Consider the following 21225-nt stretch of genomic DNA (forward strand, 5'->3'; position numbering starts at 1 on the left):
TCGTACAGCATTACCGGACAGCTCCCGGCTGTCACAGTCTCCCGACAATGCTAAGGTTCGGCCCTAGCTTTTGTATTTCTCCAAGGAAGCCTTTATGCCGGACGCGACGTCCCTCAGTGCTGGTTTTATGGTGGTTCACGGTAACCGCCTGGACGAGCTGCGCAGCCTGGTGGTCAGCTGGATGCGGCGATACCCGCTGGCTCCCTTGGAAAATGAAATCGCTCTGGTGCAGAGCAACGGCATCGCCCAGTGGCTAAAGCTGGCACTGGCAGAAGACCCGGAAGAGGACGATATGGGCGGCTGCGGAATCGCCGCAGCCATCGACGTGCAGTTGCCGGGCAGCTTCATGTGGCAGCTCTATCGCATGGTGCTTGGTCGAGATGAAATTCCCGCCAAGTCATTGCTCGATAAGGCCCCGCTGACCTGGCGACTCATGCGGCTGCTTCCGCAGTTGATAGGTCAGCCCCACTTCGAACCTCTGCAACGCTTTCTGACCAATGACACCGATCTGCGCAAACGCTATCAACTGGCTGAGCGGCTGGCAGACCTGTTCGACCAATATCAGGTGTACCGAGCCGACTGGCTTGAAGACTGGTCTGAAGGTCGTCATCAATTACGCAACGGTCGGGGTGAAGCGAAACCCCTGACCCCGGCCAACTGCTGGCAGGCGGAATTGTGGCGTGCGTTGTTGCTGGATGTGGGGGAGCAAGGCATGGCGCAAAGTCGTGCTGGCGTCCATCAACGATTTATCGAGCGCATTAACAACCTCGATGTCGCCCCCGACGGATTACCATCCCGAGTGATCGTTTTCGGGATTTCTTCGCTTCCCGCTCAGGCTCTGGAAGCACTCGCCGGTCTGGCCCGTTTCAGCCAGGTTCTGCTTTGCGTGCACAACCCGTGTCGTCACCATTGGGCGGACATCGTCGCTGATAAAGACCTGTTACGGCATCAATACAAACGTCAGGCTCGCAAGAGTGGCATGCCGGTCGTGCTGGATTCTCAAACCCTGCATCAGCATGCACATCCGCTGTTGGCAGCGTGGGGTAAACAAGGGCGGGACTACATTAATCTGCTAGACAGCTATGACGATCCCAACAGCTATCGCTCGGCGTTTCGTGATGGGCGCATTGATCTGTTCAGTGACAGCCAGCCACAGAACCTGCTGAACCAGCTGCAGGACGACATCCTCGAATTGCGCCCTCTGAATGAAACGCGCGAACGCTGGCCGGCAGTCGATACAGGCGCGGATCAATCGATCCGTTTTCACATTGCCCACAGTGCTCAGCGCGAAGTAGAGATACTCCACGATCAGTTGCTCGCACGCTTCAGTGCTGATCCTGGGTTAAGACCGCGCGACATTATCGTGATGGTTCCGGACATCGACAGTTATGCACCGCATATTCGCGCTGTGTTCGGCCAGCTTGAGCGCCATGACCCACGCTTCATTCCATTCACGCTCGCAGATCAAGGCCAGCGCGGTCGTGACCCGTTGCTGATTGCTGTCGAACACCTGCTCAAACTGCCCGACAGTCGCTTCCCCGTCAGTGAGATCCTTGATCTGCTGGACGTTCCAGCGTTGCGCGCTCGCTTCGGTGTAGAGGAACGTGACCTGCCGACCCTGCATCGCTGGATCGAAGGCGCGGGCATCCGCTGGGGCATGAGCGCCGAGCAACGAGCTGGGCTTGGATTGCCGCAGGAACTGGAGCAAAACAGTTGGCGATTCGGCTTGCGGCGGATGTTGCTTGGGTATGCAGTCGGCAGCGCCGGTGCCTGCCAAGGTATCGAGCCCTACGATGAGATTGGTGGTCTGGACGCCGCGCTCATAGGTCCATTAGTGGCGCTCCTGGATGCGCTTGAAATTGCTCACCAGGAACTCACCCGACCTGCGCCGCCCCTGCAATGGGGGATGCGCCTGCAAGCGTTGGTGCAGTTGTTTTTCCAGGCCAGTAATGAGCACGACGACTACTTGCTTGCCCAGCTCGAAGAGTTGCGTGAAACCTGGCTTGAGACCTGTGAGTCTGTCGGTCTGCATGACGAGTTGCCGTTGACCGTAGTTCGTGAAGCCTGGCTCGCCGGTCTCGATCAGGGGCGCTTGTCCCAACGTTTTCTCGCCGGTGCAGTTAACTTCTGCACCCTGATGCCCATGCGCGCAATCCCGTTCAAGCTGGTCTGCCTGCTCGGGATGAATGATGGCGATTATCCGCGTGCGCAACCGCCACTGGACTTCGACCTGATGGGCAGCGATTACCGTCCGGGTGATCGCTCCCGGCGCGAAGATGACCGCTATCTGTTGTTGGAAGCGCTATTGTCAGCGCGTAACCAGCTCTACATCAGTTGGGTTGGCCGCAGCATTCGCGATAACAGCGAACGCCCGGCTTCTGTGCTGATTGGCCAACTGCGCGACCATCTGTCCAGCGGATGGCGACTGCACAATGCCGATGAAGACCTGCTTGAGGCAATGACTCAGGAGCACCCGTTACAGCCGTTCAGTGCCCGCTATTTCCACGAAGGCGATGACTTGTTCAGCTACGCCAGCGAATGGCAGGTGCTTCATCATGCTGTTGAGTCGGCAACCGATAACGGCATCCTCGCCCCCTATGTTCAGGAAGAGCCGCTAAGCCTTGGCCAACTGCAGGACTTTCTGCGCAACCCGGTGCGGCACTTCTTCAGTCAGCGGCTGAAGGTGTTCTTTGAAGCGGCTGAAGTGCCGCTTGCCGATGAGGAGCCATTTGTCCTCGACGCGCTGCAACGCTACAGCCTCAGCGACAGTTTGCTCGACGCCGCGCTGGAGCATCTGGATCAGTCCGATCAGGCTTTGGAGGCGCAAGCCAAACGTCTGCAAAACAGCGGCCTGCTGCCCATGGCCGGCTTTGGCGAATGCCTGCAACGGGAATTGATCGAGCCATTGCCGGATCTGCTGCAGCGTTATCAACAGCTTTTGGCCCTATGGCCGACACCGCTCACCAGCGCTTTACCTGTGAGTCTTGAGCTGCAAGGGCTGCGCCTCGAAGGTTGGCTCAGCGGTCTGCATCAGCGAGCTGACGGTGGTTTGCTGTCGGTCACCACGATTCCCAACAGCATCGGCTCGATCAAATCTCGCAAATGGCATCGTCTGACACGGTCATGGGTCAATCATCTGGTTGCCAGCGCCAGTGGAATGGCCATGACCACTGCGCTGGTGGCCAGTGACGACAGCCTGCTGCTCGGTCCGATGGAGAAGGATGTTGCATTCCGGACCTTGAGCGACCTGCTGATGGCCTGGCAAGCAGGCATGCGCCAACCTCTACCCATTGCAGTAAAAACCGCGTTTGCCTGGCTGGCCCAGACTGATCCTGCCAAAGCCGACGCCGCTGCTCGCAAGGCCTATGAAGGCGACGGTTTGACCACTGATGGCGAGCGCCGCGAAAGTCCCGCGCTCGCCCGGCAGTTTGCTGACTATGACGCACTGATTGCCGACGAGACCTTCGCCGATTGGTGCAACGCCTTGTACAAGCCAATGCTGGAAGCCCCATGGCGCTCATTGACCAGTGAGGAGTCACGCTCATGACCAGCCAGACACCGTTGGCCCTGGCGTTCCCGCTGCGCGGCAGTCAACTGATCGAGGCCAGTGCCGGGACCGGCAAGACCTTCACTATTTCCGCGTTGTACCTGCGTCTGGTCTTGGGCCACGGCGGGGAATCGAGCGGATTTGGACGTGAACTGTTACCGCCGCAAATCCTCGTAGTGACGTTCACCGACGCCGCGACCAAAGAGCTGCGCGAACGTATTCGAACGCGCCTTGCCGAAGCCGCACGATTTTTCCGCGATGAAACACCGGCGCCGGATGCCCTGATTGCAGAGCTGCGTGAACAGTACCTTCCCGAGCAGTGGTCCGGATGCGCAAACCGTCTGGACATCGCTGCTCAGTGGATGGACGAAGCAGCTGTCTCGACCATCCACAGTTGGTGTCAGCGCATGTTGCGCGAGCACGCGTTCGACAGTGGCAGCCTGTTTACCCAGACCCTGGAAACCGATCACAGTGATTTGCTCGGCGAGGTTCTGCGCGATTACTGGCGATTGTTTTGTTACCCGATGCAAGGCGATGCGCTGAATTGGGTGCGCGGTAATTGGGGCGGGCCCGCAGCGCTGTTGCCGCGAGTTCGTGGTTTGTTCGCCAGTGAGCGCCACAGCGCTGAAGGCAAAGAGCCTGTCGAACTGATCACTGAGTGTCTGCAGGAGCGACGGGCTGCGTTGCTCGAACTTAAAATGCCTTGGCGTCAATGGGCGGACGAGTTGCTTGCCATCTGTCATGAGGGCGTCGCGAGTAAAAGCGTCGACGGTCGGAAGATGCAGGCACGCTATTTCGAACCCTGGTTCGAAAAGATAAAAGCCTGGGCCGAAGATGAATTGCTTGAGCAGTTGGATATTGGCACCGGCTTCACTCGCCTGACGCCTGATGGCATGGCTGAGGCGTGGAAAAAGGGCGAAGTGCCCAATCACCCGGGACTGGACGCAATGCCTGGCCTCAAGGCCAGTCTCGACAGTTTGCCGACCCCCGATGCGGCTGTCCTGCAACACGCCGCCCAGTGGGTAGGCGCGCGGTTCGAGGAGGAAAAACGTCGCCGCGCGGAAATGGGTTTCGATGACATGCTGCTGCGCCTCGATGCTGCGTTGCAAGCCGAGGGCGGCGAACGTTTGGCAACCCTGATCCGCGAGCAATTTCCGGTAGCGTTGATCGACGAATTCCAGGATACCGACCCGGTTCAGTACCAGATCTTCGAAAGCATCTATCGCATCGAGGATAACAATCCTGAATGCGGCCTGTTCCTGATCGGCGACCCGAAGCAGGCGATCTATGCCTTCCGTGGTGCCGACATCTATACCTACCTGCGTGCCCGCCAGGCCACCACTGGCCGGCTGCATACCCTGGGCACCAACTTCCGTTCCAGCCATGGCATGGTCGATGCGGTGAACCATGTGTTCGAGCGCGCCGAGTCGCGGGAAGCGGGGCGGGGCGCATTTCTGTTCCGTGAAAAAAGTGGCGAAAATCCGGTGCCGTTCCTGCCGGTTGCCTCCCAGGGCCGCAAAGAAGTTTTGCAGGTTAATGGTCAGGTTGTACCCGCTCTGAACATCTGGCATCTGCCCGCCGAGCAACCATTGTCCGGCGCCGTTTACCGACAGCAATTAGCCGCTGCTTGCGCCAGCGAAATCACTGCTTTGCTCAATGGCGGGCAACAAGGCCAGGCGGGTTTCATCCAGGACGGCAAGGACTTCAAAGGTTTGCTGCCAGCGGATATTGCGATCCTGGTACGTGACGGCAAAGAGGCCCAGGCCGTGCGCGCCGAACTCACGGCACGGGGTGTGCGCAGCGTGTATCTGTCGGACAAGGACTCGGTGTTCGCCGCACAGGAAGCTCATGACCTGCTGACCTGGCTCAAGGCCTGCGCCGAGCCGGATGTCGAGCGTCCGCTGCGAGCGGCGTTGGCCTGTATCACGCTGAATCTGTCGCTGGCTGAGCTGGAACGCTTGAATCAGGACGAGTTGGCGTGGGAAGCGCGGGTCATGCAGTTCCGCGGTTATCGCGAACTCTGGTGCAAACAGGGTGTGCTGCCGATGCTGCGTCGCTTGCTGCATGACTTCCAGCTACCTCAGGCACTGATCGCGCGAAGCGACGGCGAGCGTGTGCTGACCAACCTGTTGCACTTGTCCGAACTGCTGCAACAGGCGGCCGCCGAACTCGATGGCGAGCAAGCGTTGATCCGGCATTTATCCGAACACCTGGCGTTGTCCGGCCAGGCTGGCGAAGAGCAGATACTGCGTCTGGAGAGCGACGAGCAACTGGTCAAGGTCGTGACGATTCACAAGTCCAAGGGGCTTGAGTATCCGTTGGTGTTCCTGCCGTTCGTGTGTTCGGCGAAGCCGGTCGACGGCAGCCGCTTGCCGCTGCATTACCACGACGAGACCGGCAAGGCCCAGGTGACGTTGAAGCTGACACCCGAGTTGATCGCGCTGGCCGATCATGAGCGCCTGGCCGAGGATCTGCGCTTGTTGTATGTGGCCTTGACCCGTGCACAACATGCCTGTTGGCTCGGTGTTACGGACCTCAAGCGCGGCAATAACAACAGCTCGGTGCTGCACCTTTCGGCACTGGGTTATTTGCTGGGAGGTGGTGCGCCATTGACCGAATCGGCGGGATTGACGCGTTGGCTTGAAGACTTGCAGCAGGACTGTCCGGCGCTGAACTACAGTGAAATGCCTGAAGAAACCGCCGAGCATTACCACCCGCCGCAAAACGATGCGACATTGCTTGCCCCGCTGATTCCCAAACGCAAGGCCAGCGAAAACTGGTGGATTGCCTCCTACAGCGCCCTGCGCATTGGCGACAGCCTGAGCGTGGGCAGTGACGAAGCACCGGAAAACCCGCAAGCGCAAAAGCTGTTTGACGACGAGCGTCTTGACCCGGAAGCGCCGCGAGAGGTGGTCGCTGGCGGTGCCGATATCCATCGCTTCCCTCGGGGTCCGAACCCCGGCACCTTTCTCCATGGTTTGCTTGAATGGGCCGGTAACGAAGGTTTTGCCGCCACACCACAAGCCGTGGAAGATGCCATTGCCCGTCGCTGCAACCGTCGTGGCTGGGAAGGCTGGATCACCACGCTGAGCGATTGGCTGCAGCACCTGCTCAAGTCCCCGCTGCACATCGGTGCCGGACAGGCGCCAGTGATATTCGAGCAATTGACCCAGTACCGCGTCGAGATGGAATTCTGGTTCGCCAGCCATAAAGTCGATGTGCTCAAACTCGACGAACTGGTCCGCCAATACACCCACAACGGCGTTGCCCGTGTTGCAGCCGAACCGGTGTTGCTCAATGGCATGTTCAAAGGTTTCATCGATCTGACGTTCGAGCATGATGGTCGCTATTACGTCGCCGATTACAAATCCAATTGGCTGGGCGTCGATGACATGGCCTATACCGAGCAAGCCATGGAGCAGTCGATTCTGGACAATCGCTACGACCTGCAATACGTGCTGTACCTGTTGGCCCTGCACCGCCAACTCAAGGCGCGGCTTGCCGATTACGATTACGACCGGCACGTCGGTGGGGCGCTGTATCTGTTCCTGCGTGGCACCCGCGCATCCAGTCAGGGCGTGTATTTCGCCCGTCCGCCAAGAGAACTGATCGAGCGTCTTGACCGGCTGTTCCAGGGCAAGCCAGAACCCAAGGCCGAACCCGCTTGGGAACAGGGAGTACTGCTATGAGTCGCACCTTCGCCGATTTGCTGCCGACGCCATTGGCATCGGAAAGTCTGGCGAGTCTGGCACCGTTGAGTCGCGCCGATGACTTGTTGCTGCTGCTCACCCGTTGGGTAGAGCGGGGCTGGTTGCGAGCGCTGGACAAGGCCTTCGTTGCGTTCTTGCACGAACTCGCTCCCGACGATGACCCTCTGGTGCTGCTGGCTGCGGCATTGACCAGTCACCAATTGGGCCACGGCCATGTCTGCCTGGATCTGTTCGAAACCCTGAAAGAGCCTGACTTCGCACTGTCATTGCCGCCGGAAGGCGATCTGCAAAGTGGCGCGATGCTGCTGCCATCACAATTGCTTGAGGCGCTGGACGGCGCCCATTGGTGCAAGGTACTGGCCGCCAGCAATCTGGTCGCATTGGCAGCAGACAGGCGTGAAACGGCTCAACAAAGGCCGTTGGTACTGTCGGGTAAACGCCTTTATCTGCGCCGCTATTGGGCTTACGAGCGGCGTATCGATGACGCCCTGCGTGTGCGTCTGGCCGAACACGAAACCACGCCGAGTGATCTGCCCCAACGTCTTGTCGGTTTGTTCGGCCAGGCCAAGCCTGGCGAGCTGATCGACTGGCAGAAACTCGCGTGTGCCTTGGCGACCCGCAGTGCCTTCAGCATCGTCACCGGCGGCCCGGGGACGGGCAAGACCACCACGGTCGTGCGCTTGCTGGCATTGCTTCAGGCGCCGGCGGTGGAGGCTGGCAAACCCTTGCGCATCCGTCTCGCCGCCCCCACCGGGAAAGCTGCGGCACGGTTGACGGAGTCCATCAGCCAACAAGTCCGCACGCTGGAAGTCGCTGAAGCCGTGCGAGATAAAATTCCGTCAGACGTGACCACCGTGCACCGTCTGCTCGGCAGTCGGCCCGGTACGCGACATTTCCGGCACCACGCCGGTAACCGTTTGCCGCTGGATGTGCTGGTGGTGGATGAAGCCTCAATGATCGACCTGGAGATGATGGCCAATCTTCTCGACGCGATGCCGGCCCATGCACGACTGATTCTGCTGGGTGACAAGGACCAACTGGCCTCGGTGGAGGCCGGCGCTGTGCTGGGTGATCTGTGCCGCGACGCCGAGGCCGGTTGGTATAGCCCGCAGACGCGTCAGTGGCTGGAAACGGTCAGTGGTGAAAATCTCGCAGCCAGTGGTTTGCAAGAAGACACTCAGGGGACTCATCCGCTGGCCCAGCAAGTGGTAATGCTGCGTCACTCGCGCCGGTTCGGCGAGGGAAGCGGCATTGGCCAACTGGCGCGCTGGGTCAACCGGCAACAACCCGAAGAGGCTCGGCAGCTTCTGGCGACTGGAAGCCACAGCGATGTATTTTCCCTGCCCCTCAAGGGTGAACAGGACCGGGCGCTGGAGCGCCTATTGCTCGAAGGCCATGGTGATGGGCCGCAAGGCTACCGGCATTACCTCAGCCTGCTGCGCCACCTGCGGCCATCGCCCGACAGCTCGCTTGAGGATTCACGCTGGACCGATTGGGCACGCCAGGTGCTGCAAGCCTTTGACGCCTTCCAGTTGTTGTGTGCCGTTCGCAAAGGGCCATGGGGGGTGGAGGGCTTGAATCAGCGCGTGACCGATGCGTTGCTCAAGGCCCGGTTGATCGACAGCAATCAGCAGTGGTACGAAGGCCGGCCGGTGCTGATGACCCGTAACGACTATGGCTTGGGTTTGATGAACGGCGACATCGGCATTGCCCTCAAGCTGCCAGAGCGCGATGGCCCCGAGGCGGGTCGTCAGGTATTGCGCGTGGCCTTTCCGCGCAATGATGGCCAGGGTGGCGTGCGTTTTGTCCTGCCGAGCCGGCTCAATGATGTCGAAACCGTGTACGCCATGACCGTGCACAAATCCCAGGGCTCCGAGTTTGCCCATACGGCGTTGATTTTGCCGGACGCCCTGAACCCGGTTCTGACCAAGGAGCTGATCTATACCGGCATTACCAGGGCCAAGGACTGGTTCACATTGATCGAGCCACGTGCCGGAGTGTTTGAAGAGGCCGTGCGACGCAAGGTCAAGCGGTTGAGTGGGTTGATGCTGGAGTTGGAAGAGGCCGTCGAGCCGAGGCAATAAATGGCGGCGGCACCGGACGCCGGAAACTGTCCGAAGTGCCGTCGTACGTGGCCTCGCTGGTGTTTCAGCGCTGTGCTATCGTTGCGGCACCCTCCCGTTACGATCGAAGAGAATCCCTGCATGAAGGTGGCTGTCTGGATGACAGAGTGCGTTGCTGGCTGCAAGCAGGCCGTACTTGCAGGCTTTCTCTGTTTGCTGAGCGGCTTCGTTTTCGCTCAAGCGCAAACCCCACCAGGCATGGCCGACCAGCGCGCCAAATCGGTCACGCAGGTTGTACTTGGGATACTCAGCTATGCCCGCTGGCCAGTTGAGCCCGCACAACTTCGTTTGTGCATCGTCGGCCCTACCGAATACACCGACGACCTGGTCAAGGGCACCACCCAGGCCACCGGCCGACCCGTTACCGTGCGCCGCCTGCTGGCCGACAACCCATCCATTGTCAGTGAGTGCGACGCGGTGTACATCGGCAAATTGACCAGCGAAGAGCGCAGCCGGTTGTTCGCTTCGCTGAGCGGGCATCCGGTGTTGAGCATCAGCGAAAGCGACGATCAATGCACCGTCGGCAGTCTGTTCTGTTTGCGTGTCGGCGATGAACAAGTGTCCTTTGAGGTCAACCTCGATTCCGTCGCCCGTAGCGGCGTGCGAATTCACCCAAGTGTGCTGCAACTGTCCCGCCGCAAACCGGCGGCGCCATGAGTCTATTCAAGCCGGGCAGTCGTCCGACCTTGCGTTCGGTCATTGGCCGCGGCCATTTGATCGTCGCGCTGGTCGGCGTCGCCATGGCCAGCATCTCGCTGACGCTGCTCGGCGTCCTGGCGTTGCGGGTCTATGCCGACCACAACCTGCATTTGATCGCGCGCTCCATCAACTACACCGTGGAAGCTGCCGTGGTGTTCAACGACAAAGCCGCCGCCACTGAAGCGCTGGCACTGATCGCCTCCACCGAAGAAGTGGCGGATGCCCAAGTGCTGGACTTGCAAGGCAAGTTGTTGGCGCGTTGGCAGCGACCGGAAACCGGATTGTTCTCTGATCTCGAAATGCAGATGGCCAAAGCCTTTCTGGAAGAGCCCATCAGCATGCCGATCATCCATCAAGGTCAGGAAATCGGCAGCACTCTGCTGATCGGCCACGGCGGCAGCCTGATGCGCTTCTTGCTCAGCGGTCTGATGGGCATCGTTCTGTGCACCGCCGCCAGTGCCTGGGTAGCGCTTTATCTGGCTCGCCGACAACTGAGCGGGATCACCGGTCCGCTGCGCAGTCTGGCGTTCGTGGCGCACGCTGCGCGCAGCGAACGAGCCTTCGACCAGCGTGTGCCGCCCGCCGACATCGCCGAACTTGATAACCTGGGCAATGACTTCAATGCCCTGCTCGATGAACTCGAATCCTGGCAAACCCACCTGCAAAGCGAGAATGAAACCCTCGCCCACCAGGCCAGTCATGACAGCCTCACCGGGTTGCCGAACCGGGCGTTTTTCGAAGGACGATTGATTCGTGCACTACGCAACGCCAACAAGCTCAACGAGCGGGTAGCGGTGCTGTTTCTCGACAGTGACCGGTTCAAGGAAATCAACGACACCTTCGGTCATGCCGCTGGCGATGCAGTGTTGGTCGCAGTCGCCAATCGGGTTCGCGCGCAACTGCGCGAAGAGGATCTGGTGGCGCGTCTTGGGGGGGACGAGTTTGCTGTCCTGCTGACACCGCTGCACAAGACCGAAGACGCCGAGCGGATTGCCGATAAAATCATTGCCAGCATGGAAGTGCCGATCCCGTTGCCGGGTCATACTCAGGTTTTGACTTCTCTGAGCATCGGCATTGCCGTGTACCCGGATCATGGTGCTACACCGGGTGCCCTGCTCAATGCTGCCGATGCGGCCATGTACCAGGCCAAACGCTTTTCCAGAGGTGCACAGCACACGTCAGGGTCGGAGCACCCTGTCGCCGATGTTCAAACCAGGAGCTAATGTTCGTGTTCTCATTCAATCTGCGATTTCTTGCGATCCCTTTGTTCATGGCTTTGCTGGCACTGACCGGTTGCCAGACGGCACCACAAAAAGGTTTGAGTCCGGCACAGGTTGCAGTACTCCAACAGCAAGGTTTCGAGTTGACCGACGAGGGCTGGGCGTTTGGCTTGTCCGGCAAAGTGTTGTTTGGCAGTGATGTCGAAAGCCTGAATCCGCAGAGCACCGAGATCGTCGAGCGCATTGGCAAGGCGTTGCTGGGTGTCGGGATCGATCGGGTGCGGGTTGATGGTCACACCGATGCGTCGGGCAAAGAGACCTACAACGAACAGCTGTCCCTGCGCCGCTCGAACAGCGTCGGCAAGGTCCTGATCGCGGTTGGCATGAAAGAGCAGAATATCCAGCTAAGGGGCTTTGGCAGCAGTGAGCCGGTAGCCTCCAACGATAACGCGGCCGGTCGAACCGAAAACCGCCGGGTGTCGATTGTGGTGAGCGCCGACTGATCGGCCGACCCTCTTTTTAACTATTCTTTTTGGGGGAATTCATACCCCCGTAGATGAACGGAACACGACGACTGCCACATGGAAAAAATAATAAATTACTGCCGCAACCACTTCTGGAAAAAATGGCTTCGCCAGCATAAATGCAAGATCGCTGGCGGGGTGTCATCGCTTAACGCCAAAACCACGTTGCTGGTGGAAGAGAATGTTTCGCTCGGCCATGTGGTGGTCGGCACCAAACGGTTGAGCATTGGTGCCCACACTTACATTCGAAGTGGTTGCGTGCTGTCCGCGGTGTCCTCGATAGGACGGTTTTGTTCGATTGGAAATGACTGCTACATCGGACAAGACAAAAATACCCACCCGTCCGATTGGGTCAGTTCGCACCCCTTCCAATTTACCCGTACAAAACTGTCCTTCGAACCAGAGATCGTTGATGTAACGATCGGCGACGACGTCTGGATCGGACATGGCGCCATGATCATGGAAGGTGTCACGGTGGGCACGGGTGCCATTATCGCCACCCGCGCACTGGTTGCCCACGATGTGCCGCCTTATGCGGTAGTCGCCGGGATTCCGGCGAAGGTCATCAAGTATCGGCACCCGCCAGAGTTGGTGGCGCAGTTACTTGATAGCCGATGGTGGGAATGTAATGTCGATTTCCTTCTGAGCTTGCGCCTGGACGATCCCCGTTCTGCTTTGCCGATCATTGCCGATTCGCGCAGCGCCAATCAGGTTGTTTACAAGCAGGTGGAAGTCACCCGCAAAGGCTGCCAATTAGTCAGCACTCTTGGATTGGCCGCTCCGACGCTCAGTCTGCAAACCGAAGATCCCGCGTCTCGCCCAGTAACAACGGGCCATTCAGTTCAGTGACCTCCCTGATGTAATCCCACAACAGGGTGATCCGCTTGAGCTTCCTCAGATCCTCCCGGCAGTACATCCAGAACTGCCGGGTGATGTTGATTTCCTCCGGCAACACCGGCAGCAACCGCGGATCCTGAGCCGCGAGGAAGCACGGCAGGATCGCCAGCGAACGCCCTTGCTGCGCAGCCACGAACTGCGCAATTACGCTGGTGCTGCGCAAGTTGGCGCTGGCGCCGGGCAGCACGTTCGCCAGGTACAACAGCTCCGAGCTGAAGGCCAGGTCGTCGACATAACTGATAAATGAATGCTTGCCCAAGTCTGTCGGGCGGCGGATCGGTGGGTGTTTGTCCAGATAGTCCTGGGTCGCGTAAAGCTGCAACCGGTAGTCGCAGAGTTTGCAGCAGACGTACGGGCCATGCTCCGGGCGCTCCAGGGCGATGACGATGTCCGCCTCGCGTTTGGACAGGCTGATGAAGTGCGGCAGCGGCAGAATGTCCACCGAGATCGCCGGGTAGGCGTCGACGAAATGGCTCAGCTGCGGGGTGATGAAAAAGCTGCCAAACCCTTCGGTGCAACCCATCCGCACATGACCGGACAACGCCACGCCGGAACCGGAAACCTGTTCGCACGCCATGTGCAGCGTGCTCTCGATCGACTCGGCGTAACCCAATAAACGCTGACCCTCAGCGGTCAGGACAAAACCGCTGGTCCGGGACTTCTCGAACAACAATGTACCCAATGCCGCTTCCAGCGAGCTGATACGCCGCGACACCGTGGTGTAGTCCACCGCCAGGCGCTTGGCCGCGGTGCTGGCCTTGCGGGTGCGGGCCACTTCGAGGAAAAACTTGAGGTCATCCCAGTTCAGCGAACCTAAAGACGTGATGTTTTTTTGCATGATGGACCGGCTTTTATGTGCGTTCTTATTAGAAGTTTGCACATCTATACTCCAAAAACAGTCCGACAACCAATTCGCGACACACGCCTCATCTCAAGGCGACTTATCCGCCTTGGCTCCCTGCATAACAACAAGTCCAGGAGACCAGCATGAACGCATCGCTCACGCCCAACGAAACCACTGTCCAGAACGTCAAACTGTTGATCGACGGCGAGTGGGTCGAGTCCCAGACCACTGAGTGGCACGACATCGTCAACCCGGCGACTCAGCAAGTACTGGCCAAGGTTCCGTTTGCCACCGCCTCGGAAGTCGACGCCGCGATCAGCGCCGCCCATCGCGCCTTCCAGACCTGGAAGCTGACGCCGATCGGCGCCCGCATGCGCATCATGCTCAAGCTCCAGGCGTTGATCCGCGAACACTCCAAGCGCATCGCCGTGGTGCTCAGCAACGAACAGGGCAAGACCATTGCCGACGCTGAAGGCGATATTTTCCGTGGCCTGGAAGTCGTCGAACACGCGTGCTCCATCGGCAGCCTGCAAATGGGCGAGTTCGCCGAGAACGTCGCAGGCGGCGTCGATACCTACACCCTGCGTCAGCCAATCGGTGTTTGCGCCGGCATCACCCCGTTCAACTTCCCGGCGATGATTCCGCTGTGGATGTTCCCGATGGCCATCGCCTGCGGCAACACCTTCGTGCTCAAACCGTCCGAACAGGACCCGATGTCGACCATGCTGCTGGTGGAACTGGCCATCGAGGCGGGCGTTCCGGCGGGCGTGCTTAACGTGGTTCATGGCGGCAAGGACGTGGTGGACGCGCTCTGCACCCACAAAGACATCAAGGCGGTTTCCTTCGTCGGTTCGACTGCCGTCGGTACTCACGTTTATGACCTGGCCGGTAAGCACGGCAAGCGCGTGCAATCGATGATGGGCGCTAAAAACCACGCCGTGGTGCTGCCGGATGCCAACCGCGAACAAGCGCTGAATGCGTTGGTCGGTGCCGGTTTCGGTGCGGCCGGTCAGCGTTGCATGGCAACGTCGGTGGTGGTGTTGGTCGGCGCGGCCAAGCAATGGCTGCCGGACCTGAAAGCGCTGGCGCAGAAACTCAAGGTCAACGCTGGCAGCGAGCCGGGCACGGACGTTGGTCCGGTGATCTCCAAGCGTGCCAAAGCGCGGATTCTGGATCTGATCGAAAGCGGCATCAAGGAAGGCGCCAAGCTTGAGCTGGATGGCCGTGACATCACGGTTCCCGGCTACGAGAAGGGCAACTTTGTCGGTCCGACCCTGTTCTCTGGCGTGACCCCCGAGATGCAGATCTACACCCAGGAAATCTTCGGCCCGGTGCTGGTGGTGCTGGAAGTGAATACGCTCGACGAGGCCATCGCCCTGGTCAACGCCAACCCGTTCGGCAACGGCACGGGCCTGTTCACCCAAAGCGGTGCGGCGGCGCGCAAATTCCAGAACGAAATCGACGTGGGTCAGGTCGGCATCAACATTCCGATTCCGGTGCCGGTCCCGTTCTTCAGCTTCACCGGTTCGCGCGGTTCCAAGCTCGGTGACCTCGGCCCGTATGGCAAGCAAGTGGTGCAGTTCTACACTCAGACCAAGACCGTCACCAGTCGCTGGTTCGATGACGACAGCGTCAACGACGGTGTGAACACCACCATCAACTTGCGTTAAGGAGCCGGACATGAAAATCGCTTTTATCGGTCTCGGCAACATGGGCGCGCCGATGGCGCGCAACCTGATCAAGGCCGGCCACGCGCTGCGACTGGTTGATTTGAACAAAACCGTTCTGGCCGAACTGGAGCAACTGGGCGGCAGCATCAGCGCGACGGCTCGTGAAGCGGCTCAAGGCGCAGAACTGGTGATCACCATGCTGCCCGCCGCTGTGCATGTGCGCAGCGTGTGGCTGGGTGAAGACGGCGTGCTGGCGGGGATCGCCAAAGGCGTGCCGGCCGTGGATTGCAGCACCATCGACCCGCAAACAGCGCGTGATGTAGCGGCGGCCGCTGCCAAGCAAGGCGTGGCCATGGCCGACGCGCCGGTGTCGGGTGGCACTGGCGGTGCCGCGGCCGGGACCCTGACCTTCATGGTCGGCGCCACGCCTGAACTGTTCGCCACCCTGCAACCGGTGCTGGCGCAGATGGGTCGCAACATCGTCCATTGTGGCGAAGTCGGCACCGGGCAAATCGCCAAGATCTGCAACAACCTGCTGCTGGCGATCTCCATGGTTGGCGTCAGCGAAGCCATGGCGCTCGGTGATGCACTGGGGATCGACACTGGCGTGCTGGCCGGGATCATCAACAGTTCCACGGGACGTTGCTGGAGTTCGGAGATGTACAACCCGTGGCCGGGCATCGTCGAAACGGCTCCTGCGTCGCGAGGTTATACCGGTGGTTTTGGTGCCGAGCTGATGCTCAAGGATCTGGGACTTGCCACGGAAGCGGCACGTCAGGCGCACCAACCGGTGGTGCTTGGCGCGGTGGCCCAGCAGTTGTATCAGGCGATGAGCCAGCGTGGGGAGGGGGGTAAAGACTTCTCGGCGATCATCAACAGCTATCGCAAACCGCAATAACGACCTGCTTCAACCTGTGGGAGCAAGCCGGCTCCTACAGGTGTGTGCGCATCGACATTTACCGGGAAATCACGTCGGGTGATCTCCCGGTTTTTTTGCATCAGGCAAACACGAAATACTTGCGCACGGTTTCAACCACTTCCCACGTGCCTTTCATCCCCGGCTCGATGACGAAAATATCACCGGCACGCAGATGGATCGGCTCCTTTCCTTCCGGGGTGATGATGCAGTAACCCTCGCGGAAATCGCAGTATTCCCACTTCACGTATTCCACATACCACTTGCCCGGCGTGCAGATCCAGGTGCCCATGATCTTGCTGCCGTCTTCGCTGGTGTAGGCGTTGAGGTTGACGGTGTGCGGATCGCCTTCGAGTTTTTCCCATTTGCAGGCGTCGAGCACTGGCAGCGGGTGGGTGTCGCGAAGAACGGTAATCGGTGCGGACATGATGACTCCGAGCGTGATGGAGAACTGAAGTCGCACCCTATCGGGCTTGGTGTGGCGTCAGTTGTCTGTGCTCGACATCGAGGTATCCAGAAACGCTGGATTCACTGCGCTCGCCATAAAAAACGCCCCGGCATTCATCGAATGCCGGGGCGTTTTTTTTACGCGATTACTGAGTCACTGACAGCTTTCGGTGCCTGGCCATGCGCAACCGATAGCAACCGTAGATGAGCAACACCCACACCGGCATGGCGTACACCGAGGCGCGCACCGGCGGGATCATCCAGATAACGCAGATGATCACGGCCATGAACGCCAGGCACAGGTAGTTGGTGTACGGCGACCAGAAAGCCTTGAAGCCTGGCACGATGCCGCGCTGGACCATGGCCTTGCGGAACTTCAAATGCGTGAGGCTGATCAGCGCCCAGTTGATCATCAAGGACGCGACCACCAGGGCAAACAACAACTCAAGCGCTTCGTGCGGCGCGACGTAGTTGACCAGCACCGCCAGCATCGTGATCAACGCCGAAACGCCCAGTGCCAGCAACGGCACGCCTTGCTTGTTCAACTTCATCAGCACTTTGGGCGCGTCGCCTTGCTCGGCCAGGCCGTAGAGCATGCGGCTGTTGCAATACACGCCGCTGTTGTAGACCGAGAGCGCGGCGGTAAGCACCACGAAGTTGAGGATCTGCGCGGCGGTGTCGCTGCCGATCAGGGCGAAAATCTGCACGAACGGACTGCCGCTGTAGGCATCGCCCGAGGCGCCCAGTGTCTGCAGCAGTTGGTCCCATGGGTACAGCGACAGCAACACGGTGAGTGCGCCGACGTAGAAGATCAGCACCCGATAAACCACCTGGTTGATGGCCTTGGGAATGACCTTGCGCGGTTCGCTGGCTTCAGCGGCTGTGATGCCGACCAGTTCCAGGCCGCCGAAGGAGAACATGATGAACGCCATCGCCATCAGCAAACCGTTGGTGCCATTGGGGAAGAAACCACCATGGCTCCACAGGTTGCTCACCGATGCTTGCGGGCCGCCGGTGCCGCTGAACAGCATGTAGCAGCCCAGGAGGATCATGCCGATGATGGCCACGACCTTGATGATCGCGAACCAGAACTCCATCTCGCCGAACACTTTGACGTTCAGCGTATTGATCAGGTTGACCAGCACAAAGAACACCGCCGCGCTGACCCAGGTCGGCACCTCCGGCCACCAGAACTGCACGTATTTGCCGACGGCTGTCAGCTCGGCCATGCCCACCAGCACATACAGGACCCAGTAGTTCCAGCCGGACAGGAAACCGGCAAAACCGCCCCAGTAGTTGTGCGCGAAGTGGCTGAACGAGCCGGCCACGGGTTCCTCGACAATCATTTCGCCCAGTTGGCGCATGATCAGGAACGCGATGAAACCGGCAATCGCATAGCCGAGGATCATCGACGGTCCGGCGGACTTGAGCACTCCGGCGGAGCCCAGGAACAGCCCCGTACCAATGGCGCCGCCCAATGCGATCAGTTGAATGTGCCGATTTTTCAACCCCCGCTTGAGCGTTGCCTGTTGCAAGATTTCATCCGCCATCTGGTTCCCTTTTGGTTGTTGTGGCCAGGCTTGATTTGAAAGGGCAGATATTACTCTTCGCAGCCTTCGTCATACAGGTGCCTGTTGGGCCAAACACTGGTTTTCAAAGGCTCCCGGCCCGGTTTGCAGCGCACAACGCATCGAGCAAGGCTCTGGCGTAACCGGGCAGGCCAGCAAACGAGCGGGCGCACAGCAGCAGTTTGCGCTGCGCCCAGGCTTCCTGCAGGGCAACGTATTTGAACGGTTGATCGACGGCCCGGCGCTCGATCGCCGCCAGCGGCACAATCGCCAGCCCTGCGCCGCGAGCGACCATGCGAATCACCCCGTCGAAGCCTTCCGCCCGGATGCGGATCTGCATGCGCACGCCCGCGTGCAGCGCCTGTTCTTCGAGGTACACCGCCAGTGCGCTGTTGGCGCTCAGGCCGACGTAATCGTGATGCAGCGTCTCGCTGAAGCTCGGTGTTGCGCCGTCAGCCAATGGATGCCCGAGTGGCATGATCAGCACCAGCGGATCGTTGCGAAAGGGCTGGGTTTCGAGGGCGTGGGTGTCGACGGCGTCGGAGACGATGCCAAGGTCCGCCGCACCCTGACGCAGTGCATGGACGATGCGCAGGCTCGGCAATTCCTGCAGATCAATGTCGAGGTTGGGATGGTGGCAGAGGAAGTCCGCCAGCACTTCCGGCAGGTACTCGGTGATCGCTGTGGTGTTGCATAACAAGCGCACCTGACCTTTGACGCCTTTGGCGTATTCGGCCAGGTCCTGCTGCATACGGTCGGCGTGTTGCAGTAGTAGTCGGGCGTGTTGCGCCAGGGCTTTTCCCGCAGGTGTGGGCGTGACGCCGCGACGACCGCGTTCCAGAAAGTCGATGCCGAGCGAAGCCTCCATCGCGCGGATTCGCGCGCTCGCCGCTGCCAGGGATAAATGGCTGCGCGCGGCGCCGGCGGTGATGTTGCCGGTGTCGAGGATGTTCAGGTAGAGGCTTAGGTCGGTCAGGTCGAAGTGCATGGGTACAGCCTCGGGAAGTGTGTTGACTGGGCAGCCGCCTTCGCGGGCAAGCCTCGCTCCTACAGGGTCACAACAGTGCAAATACCGCATTAACTGTAGGAGCGAGGCTTGCCCGCGAAGGCGTCAGCAGCAACAACGAAATCATCAGCCTCTATCAAAACAAGAGGCACCCTCAGTATATGGCGAATTTTCACACGGCCAATCCAGGCGCAGGATCAGCCCATGAATACACTCGCCACGTTCTACCAAAACCTTGGCCTGGCCCTTTCTCTGCTGGTCATCGCCACCTTCCTCCTGGCCGGCATGATCAAAGGCGTGATCGGCCTAGGCCTGCCAACCATCGCCATGGGTCTGCTCGGTCTGGCTATGGCGCCGTCGCAGGCTGCGGCGCTGCTGATCATTCCGGCGACCCTGACCAACGTCTGGCAATTGGCATTCGGCGGGCATTTGCATGGGTTGGTCAGGCGGCTGTGGCCGATGCTGCTGGCAATCTTCATCGGCACCGGTGCCGGGACGATTTGGATCGGCATGGTGGGTGGTCATTGGGTGGTGCGAGGGTTGGGCGCGGCATTGCTGCTTTATGCGTTGAGCGGTTTGTTCCTGCCGACCTTGCGCGTCAGCCGTCAGACCGAGCACTGGCTCGGTCCGCTGTGCGGCGTGCTGACCGGCGTCATCACTTCCGCCACCGGCGTCTTCGTGATTCCGGCGGTGCCGTATCTGCAAGCACTGGGTTTGAACAAGGATGAGCTGGTGCAGGCGCTGGGCCTGTCGTTCACCGTATCGACCCTCGCCCTCGCCGCCGGCCTGTTGTGGCGCGGGGCGCTGGGCGGTGGCGAATTGAGCGCGTCATTGCTGGCGCTGATCCCGGCGGTGCTCGGCATGTTGCTCGGGCAATGGCTGCGCCAGCGGATCAGCGCCGTGCTGTTCAAACGCGTGTTCTTCATCGGCCTCGGTGTGCTCGGCGGCCACTTGCTGATCAGCGGGTAGCGGACGACGGGCTGAGCATCTCGATGGCACGGATATCGAAATCCTGTTCCAGGAATTCGTCGCGCTGTTCGAGGAACTGCTTCATGTGCGGCAGGTTCGAGTGCACGTCGAGGTGCGCCTGGGATTGCCAGATCTCGAAGAAGATAAACAGCGTCGGGTCCTGTTTGTCGCGCAGCATGTGGTATTCGATGCAGCCTGGCTCGGCACGACTCGCTTCCACATAACCGCGGAAGAACGCTTCGAAGGCGTCGGATTTTTCCGGGCGGGTTTTGGCGTGCAGGATGAAGCCTTGTATTTCACTCATCAGGAGTCTCCTCAAAGTCAGAATCGGCGCCAGTTTATGGCAACAATCGCCTGTTGATTCGTGCGTATAGGTCAAATGAATTTTGCGAATTCAGGACTTATTCCGCGCGAGGCCGGTCGCTAACCTGCCGCCATCCACTTTCTGACCCTTCCGAGATTCCTCATGAAAAAAGTACTGTTGCTCAATGGCGGCAAAAAGTTTGCGCACTCTGATGGCCGCTACAACACCACCCTGCATGAAGCTGCGTTGAGCGTGCTGGATCGCGGCGGCGTTGACGTGAAAGCCACTTTCATTGACGAGGGCTACGACGTCGCCGAAGAAGTTGCCAAATTCCTCTGGGCCGACGTGATCATTTATCAAATGCCGGGCTGGTGGATGGGCGCGCCGTGGACCGTGAAAAAGTACATCGACGAAGTCTTCACCGAAGGCCACGGCAGCCTCTACGCCAGTGACGGCCGCACCCGTTCCGATGCTTCGCAAAAGTACGGCAGCGGTGGTTTGGTGCAGGGCAAGCAATACATGTTGTCGCTGACCTGGAACGCGCCGCAGCAAGCTTTCGACGACCCGACCGACTTCTTCGAAGGCAAGGGCGTGGACGCGGTGTACTTCCCGTTCCACAAGGCCAACGAATTCCTCGGCATGACCGGTTTGCCGACGTTCCTGGCGGTTGATGTGATGAAACGCCCGAACATCGAAGGTGATGTGGCGCGTTATGAGCAGCACCTGACCAAGGTGTTCGGCCTGAAAGCATAAGGTTCGGCTACTATCGTCATCTGGAATC

General features: G+C 59.8%; 16 protein-coding genes. 11 read left to right on the forward strand and 5 right to left on the reverse strand.

The features are described 5' to 3' along the window. The first annotated feature begins 94 nt into the window (after window positions 1-94). The 7 genes from recC to ACM6IO_RS23825 all read left to right on the forward strand — a co-directional run bounded on the left by recC (window position 95) and on the right by ACM6IO_RS23825 (window position 12672). Window positions 95-3547, forward strand: a complete 3453-nt coding sequence (gene recC / locus ACM6IO_RS23795; RefSeq protein WP_414912341.1) for an exodeoxyribonuclease V subunit gamma — start codon at window positions 95-97, stop codon at window positions 3545-3547. Continuing rightward, window positions 3544-7236, forward strand: a complete 3693-nt coding sequence (gene recB / locus ACM6IO_RS23800) for an exodeoxyribonuclease V subunit beta (protein ID WP_414912342.1) — start codon at window positions 3544-3546, stop codon at window positions 7234-7236. Before recC ends, recB begins: the two co-directional genes overlap by 4 nt. Further along, the gene (recD, locus tag ACM6IO_RS23805) at window positions 7233-9341 is read left to right on the forward strand and encodes an exodeoxyribonuclease V subunit alpha (protein WP_192227645.1); all 2109 of its coding nucleotides are present in this window, start codon (window positions 7233-7235) and stop codon (window positions 9339-9341) included. Before recB ends, recD begins: the two co-directional genes overlap by 4 nt. A gap of 120 nt (window positions 9342-9461) precedes the next feature. Further along, window positions 9462-10037: a YfiR family protein gene (locus tag ACM6IO_RS23810; protein ID WP_008040808.1), complete on the forward strand. Its 576-nt coding sequence runs from the start codon at window positions 9462-9464 to the stop codon at window positions 10035-10037. After that, entirely contained in the window at window positions 10034-11302 is a 1269-nt protein-coding gene (locus tag ACM6IO_RS23815) for a diguanylate cyclase domain-containing protein (RefSeq protein WP_192227646.1), read from the forward strand. The genes ACM6IO_RS23810 and ACM6IO_RS23815 overlap by 4 nt, the downstream gene beginning before the upstream one ends. Further along, window positions 11302-11802: an OmpA family protein gene (locus ACM6IO_RS23820; protein WP_192227647.1), complete on the forward strand. Its 501-nt coding sequence runs from the start codon at window positions 11302-11304 to the stop codon at window positions 11800-11802. Before ACM6IO_RS23815 ends, ACM6IO_RS23820 begins: the two co-directional genes overlap by 1 nt. A 78-nt stretch (window positions 11803-11880) precedes the next feature. Then, on the forward strand, window positions 11881-12672 hold the full coding sequence (locus ACM6IO_RS23825; RefSeq protein ID WP_192227648.1) for a CatB-related O-acetyltransferase: 792 nt from the start codon (window positions 11881-11883) through the stop codon (window positions 12670-12672). Here the strand turns inward: ACM6IO_RS23825 and ACM6IO_RS23830 are convergent. Then, window positions 12611-13558 (reverse strand): LysR family transcriptional regulator, encoded by a 948-nt coding sequence (locus ACM6IO_RS23830; protein ID WP_008040813.1) that lies wholly within the window; start codon window positions 13556-13558, stop codon window positions 12611-12613. The two genes, ACM6IO_RS23825 and ACM6IO_RS23830, sit on opposite strands and share 62 nt — an antisense overlap. Before the next feature lie 149 nt (window positions 13559-13707). Between ACM6IO_RS23830 and ACM6IO_RS23835 the strand changes: the two genes are divergently transcribed. After that, window positions 13708-15234: a CoA-acylating methylmalonate-semialdehyde dehydrogenase gene (locus tag ACM6IO_RS23835; RefSeq protein ID WP_008024085.1), complete on the forward strand. Its 1527-nt coding sequence runs from the start codon at window positions 13708-13710 to the stop codon at window positions 15232-15234. Between the two features lie 10 nt (window positions 15235-15244). After that, the gene (mmsB, locus tag ACM6IO_RS23840) at window positions 15245-16132 is read left to right on the forward strand and encodes a 3-hydroxyisobutyrate dehydrogenase (RefSeq protein ID WP_008040816.1); all 888 of its coding nucleotides are present in this window, start codon (window positions 15245-15247) and stop codon (window positions 16130-16132) included. 100 nt (window positions 16133-16232) lie between these two features. On the opposite strand, the gene ACM6IO_RS23845 is transcribed toward mmsB, so the two are convergent. The 3 genes from ACM6IO_RS23845 to ACM6IO_RS23855 all read right to left on the reverse strand — a co-directional run bounded on the left by ACM6IO_RS23845 (window position 16233) and on the right by ACM6IO_RS23855 (window position 19153). Beyond that, entirely contained in the window at window positions 16233-16577 is a 345-nt protein-coding gene (locus tag ACM6IO_RS23845; protein ID WP_008024653.1) for a cupin domain-containing protein, read from the reverse strand. Between the two features lie 166 nt (window positions 16578-16743). Then, window positions 16744-18147, reverse strand: coding sequence for an amino acid permease (locus ACM6IO_RS23850; protein ID WP_008024654.1), 1404 nt, complete (start codon window positions 18145-18147; stop codon window positions 16744-16746). Window positions 18148-18250: 103 nt separating this feature from the next. Further along, entirely contained in the window at window positions 18251-19153 is a 903-nt protein-coding gene (locus ACM6IO_RS23855) for a LysR substrate-binding domain-containing protein (RefSeq protein WP_192227660.1), read from the reverse strand. A gap of 222 nt (window positions 19154-19375) precedes the next feature. Here ACM6IO_RS23855 and ACM6IO_RS23860 point away from each other — a divergent pair, with 222 nt between their 5' ends. Further along, complete coding sequence (locus tag ACM6IO_RS23860) at window positions 19376-20140, forward strand: sulfite exporter TauE/SafE family protein (RefSeq protein WP_414912343.1); 765 nt, start codon at window positions 19376-19378, stop codon at window positions 20138-20140. Here the strand turns inward: ACM6IO_RS23860 and ACM6IO_RS23865 are convergent. Then, entirely contained in the window at window positions 20130-20444 is a 315-nt protein-coding gene (locus ACM6IO_RS23865; protein WP_008024657.1) for a putative quinol monooxygenase, read from the reverse strand. The two genes, ACM6IO_RS23860 and ACM6IO_RS23865, sit on opposite strands and share 11 nt — an antisense overlap. A gap of 162 nt (window positions 20445-20606) precedes the next feature. Here ACM6IO_RS23865 and ACM6IO_RS23870 point away from each other — a divergent pair, with 162 nt between their 5' ends. Continuing rightward, the gene (locus ACM6IO_RS23870) at window positions 20607-21197 is read left to right on the forward strand and encodes an NAD(P)H-dependent oxidoreductase (RefSeq protein ID WP_414912344.1); all 591 of its coding nucleotides are present in this window, start codon (window positions 20607-20609) and stop codon (window positions 21195-21197) included. The last annotated feature ends 28 nt before the right edge of the window (window positions 21198-21225 follow it).

The sequence above is a fragment of the Pseudomonas sp. IT-P44 genome, from assembly GCF_949768225.1.
In the GTDB taxonomy this organism is placed as follows: Bacteria; Pseudomonadota; Gammaproteobacteria; order Pseudomonadales; family Pseudomonadaceae; genus Aquipseudomonas; species Aquipseudomonas migulae.

Excerpts from the sequence above, each read along its gene's own strand:
- ACM6IO_RS23855 (WP_192227660.1), bottom strand. The coding sequence starts at position 19,153 with ATGCACTTCGACCTGACCGACCTAAGCCTCTACCTGAACATCCTCGAC.
- mmsB (WP_008040816.1), top strand. The coding sequence starts at position 15,245 with ATGAAAATCGCTTTTATCGGTCTCGGCAACATGGGCGCGCCGATGGCG.
- ACM6IO_RS23820 (WP_192227647.1), top strand. The coding sequence starts at position 11,302 with ATGTTCGTGTTCTCATTCAATCTGCGATTTCTTGCGATCCCTTTGTTC.
- ACM6IO_RS23825 (WP_192227648.1), top strand. The coding sequence starts at position 11,881 with ATGGAAAAAATAATAAATTACTGCCGCAACCACTTCTGGAAAAAATGG.
- ACM6IO_RS23865 (WP_008024657.1), bottom strand. The coding sequence starts at position 20,444 with ATGAGTGAAATACAAGGCTTCATCCTGCACGCCAAAACCCGCCCGGAA.
- ACM6IO_RS23810 (WP_008040808.1), top strand. The coding sequence starts at position 9,462 with ATGAAGGTGGCTGTCTGGATGACAGAGTGCGTTGCTGGCTGCAAGCAG.
- recD (WP_192227645.1), top strand. The coding sequence starts at position 7,233 with ATGAGTCGCACCTTCGCCGATTTGCTGCCGACGCCATTGGCATCGGAA.
- ACM6IO_RS23870 (WP_414912344.1), top strand. The coding sequence starts at position 20,607 with ATGAAAAAAGTACTGTTGCTCAATGGCGGCAAAAAGTTTGCGCACTCT.
- ACM6IO_RS23845 (WP_008024653.1), bottom strand. The coding sequence starts at position 16,577 with ATGTCCGCACCGATTACCGTTCTTCGCGACACCCACCCGCTGCCAGTG.
- recC (WP_414912341.1), top strand. The coding sequence starts at position 95 with ATGCCGGACGCGACGTCCCTCAGTGCTGGTTTTATGGTGGTTCACGGT.
- ACM6IO_RS23860 (WP_414912343.1), top strand. The coding sequence starts at position 19,376 with ATGAATACACTCGCCACGTTCTACCAAAACCTTGGCCTGGCCCTTTCT.
- recB (WP_414912342.1), top strand. The coding sequence starts at position 3,544 with ATGACCAGCCAGACACCGTTGGCCCTGGCGTTCCCGCTGCGCGGCAGT.
- ACM6IO_RS23815 (WP_192227646.1), top strand. The coding sequence starts at position 10,034 with ATGAGTCTATTCAAGCCGGGCAGTCGTCCGACCTTGCGTTCGGTCATT.
- ACM6IO_RS23850 (WP_008024654.1), bottom strand. The coding sequence starts at position 18,147 with ATGGCGGATGAAATCTTGCAACAGGCAACGCTCAAGCGGGGGTTGAAA.
- ACM6IO_RS23835 (WP_008024085.1), top strand. The coding sequence starts at position 13,708 with ATGAACGCATCGCTCACGCCCAACGAAACCACTGTCCAGAACGTCAAA.
- ACM6IO_RS23830 (WP_008040813.1), bottom strand. The coding sequence starts at position 13,558 with ATGCAAAAAAACATCACGTCTTTAGGTTCGCTGAACTGGGATGACCTC.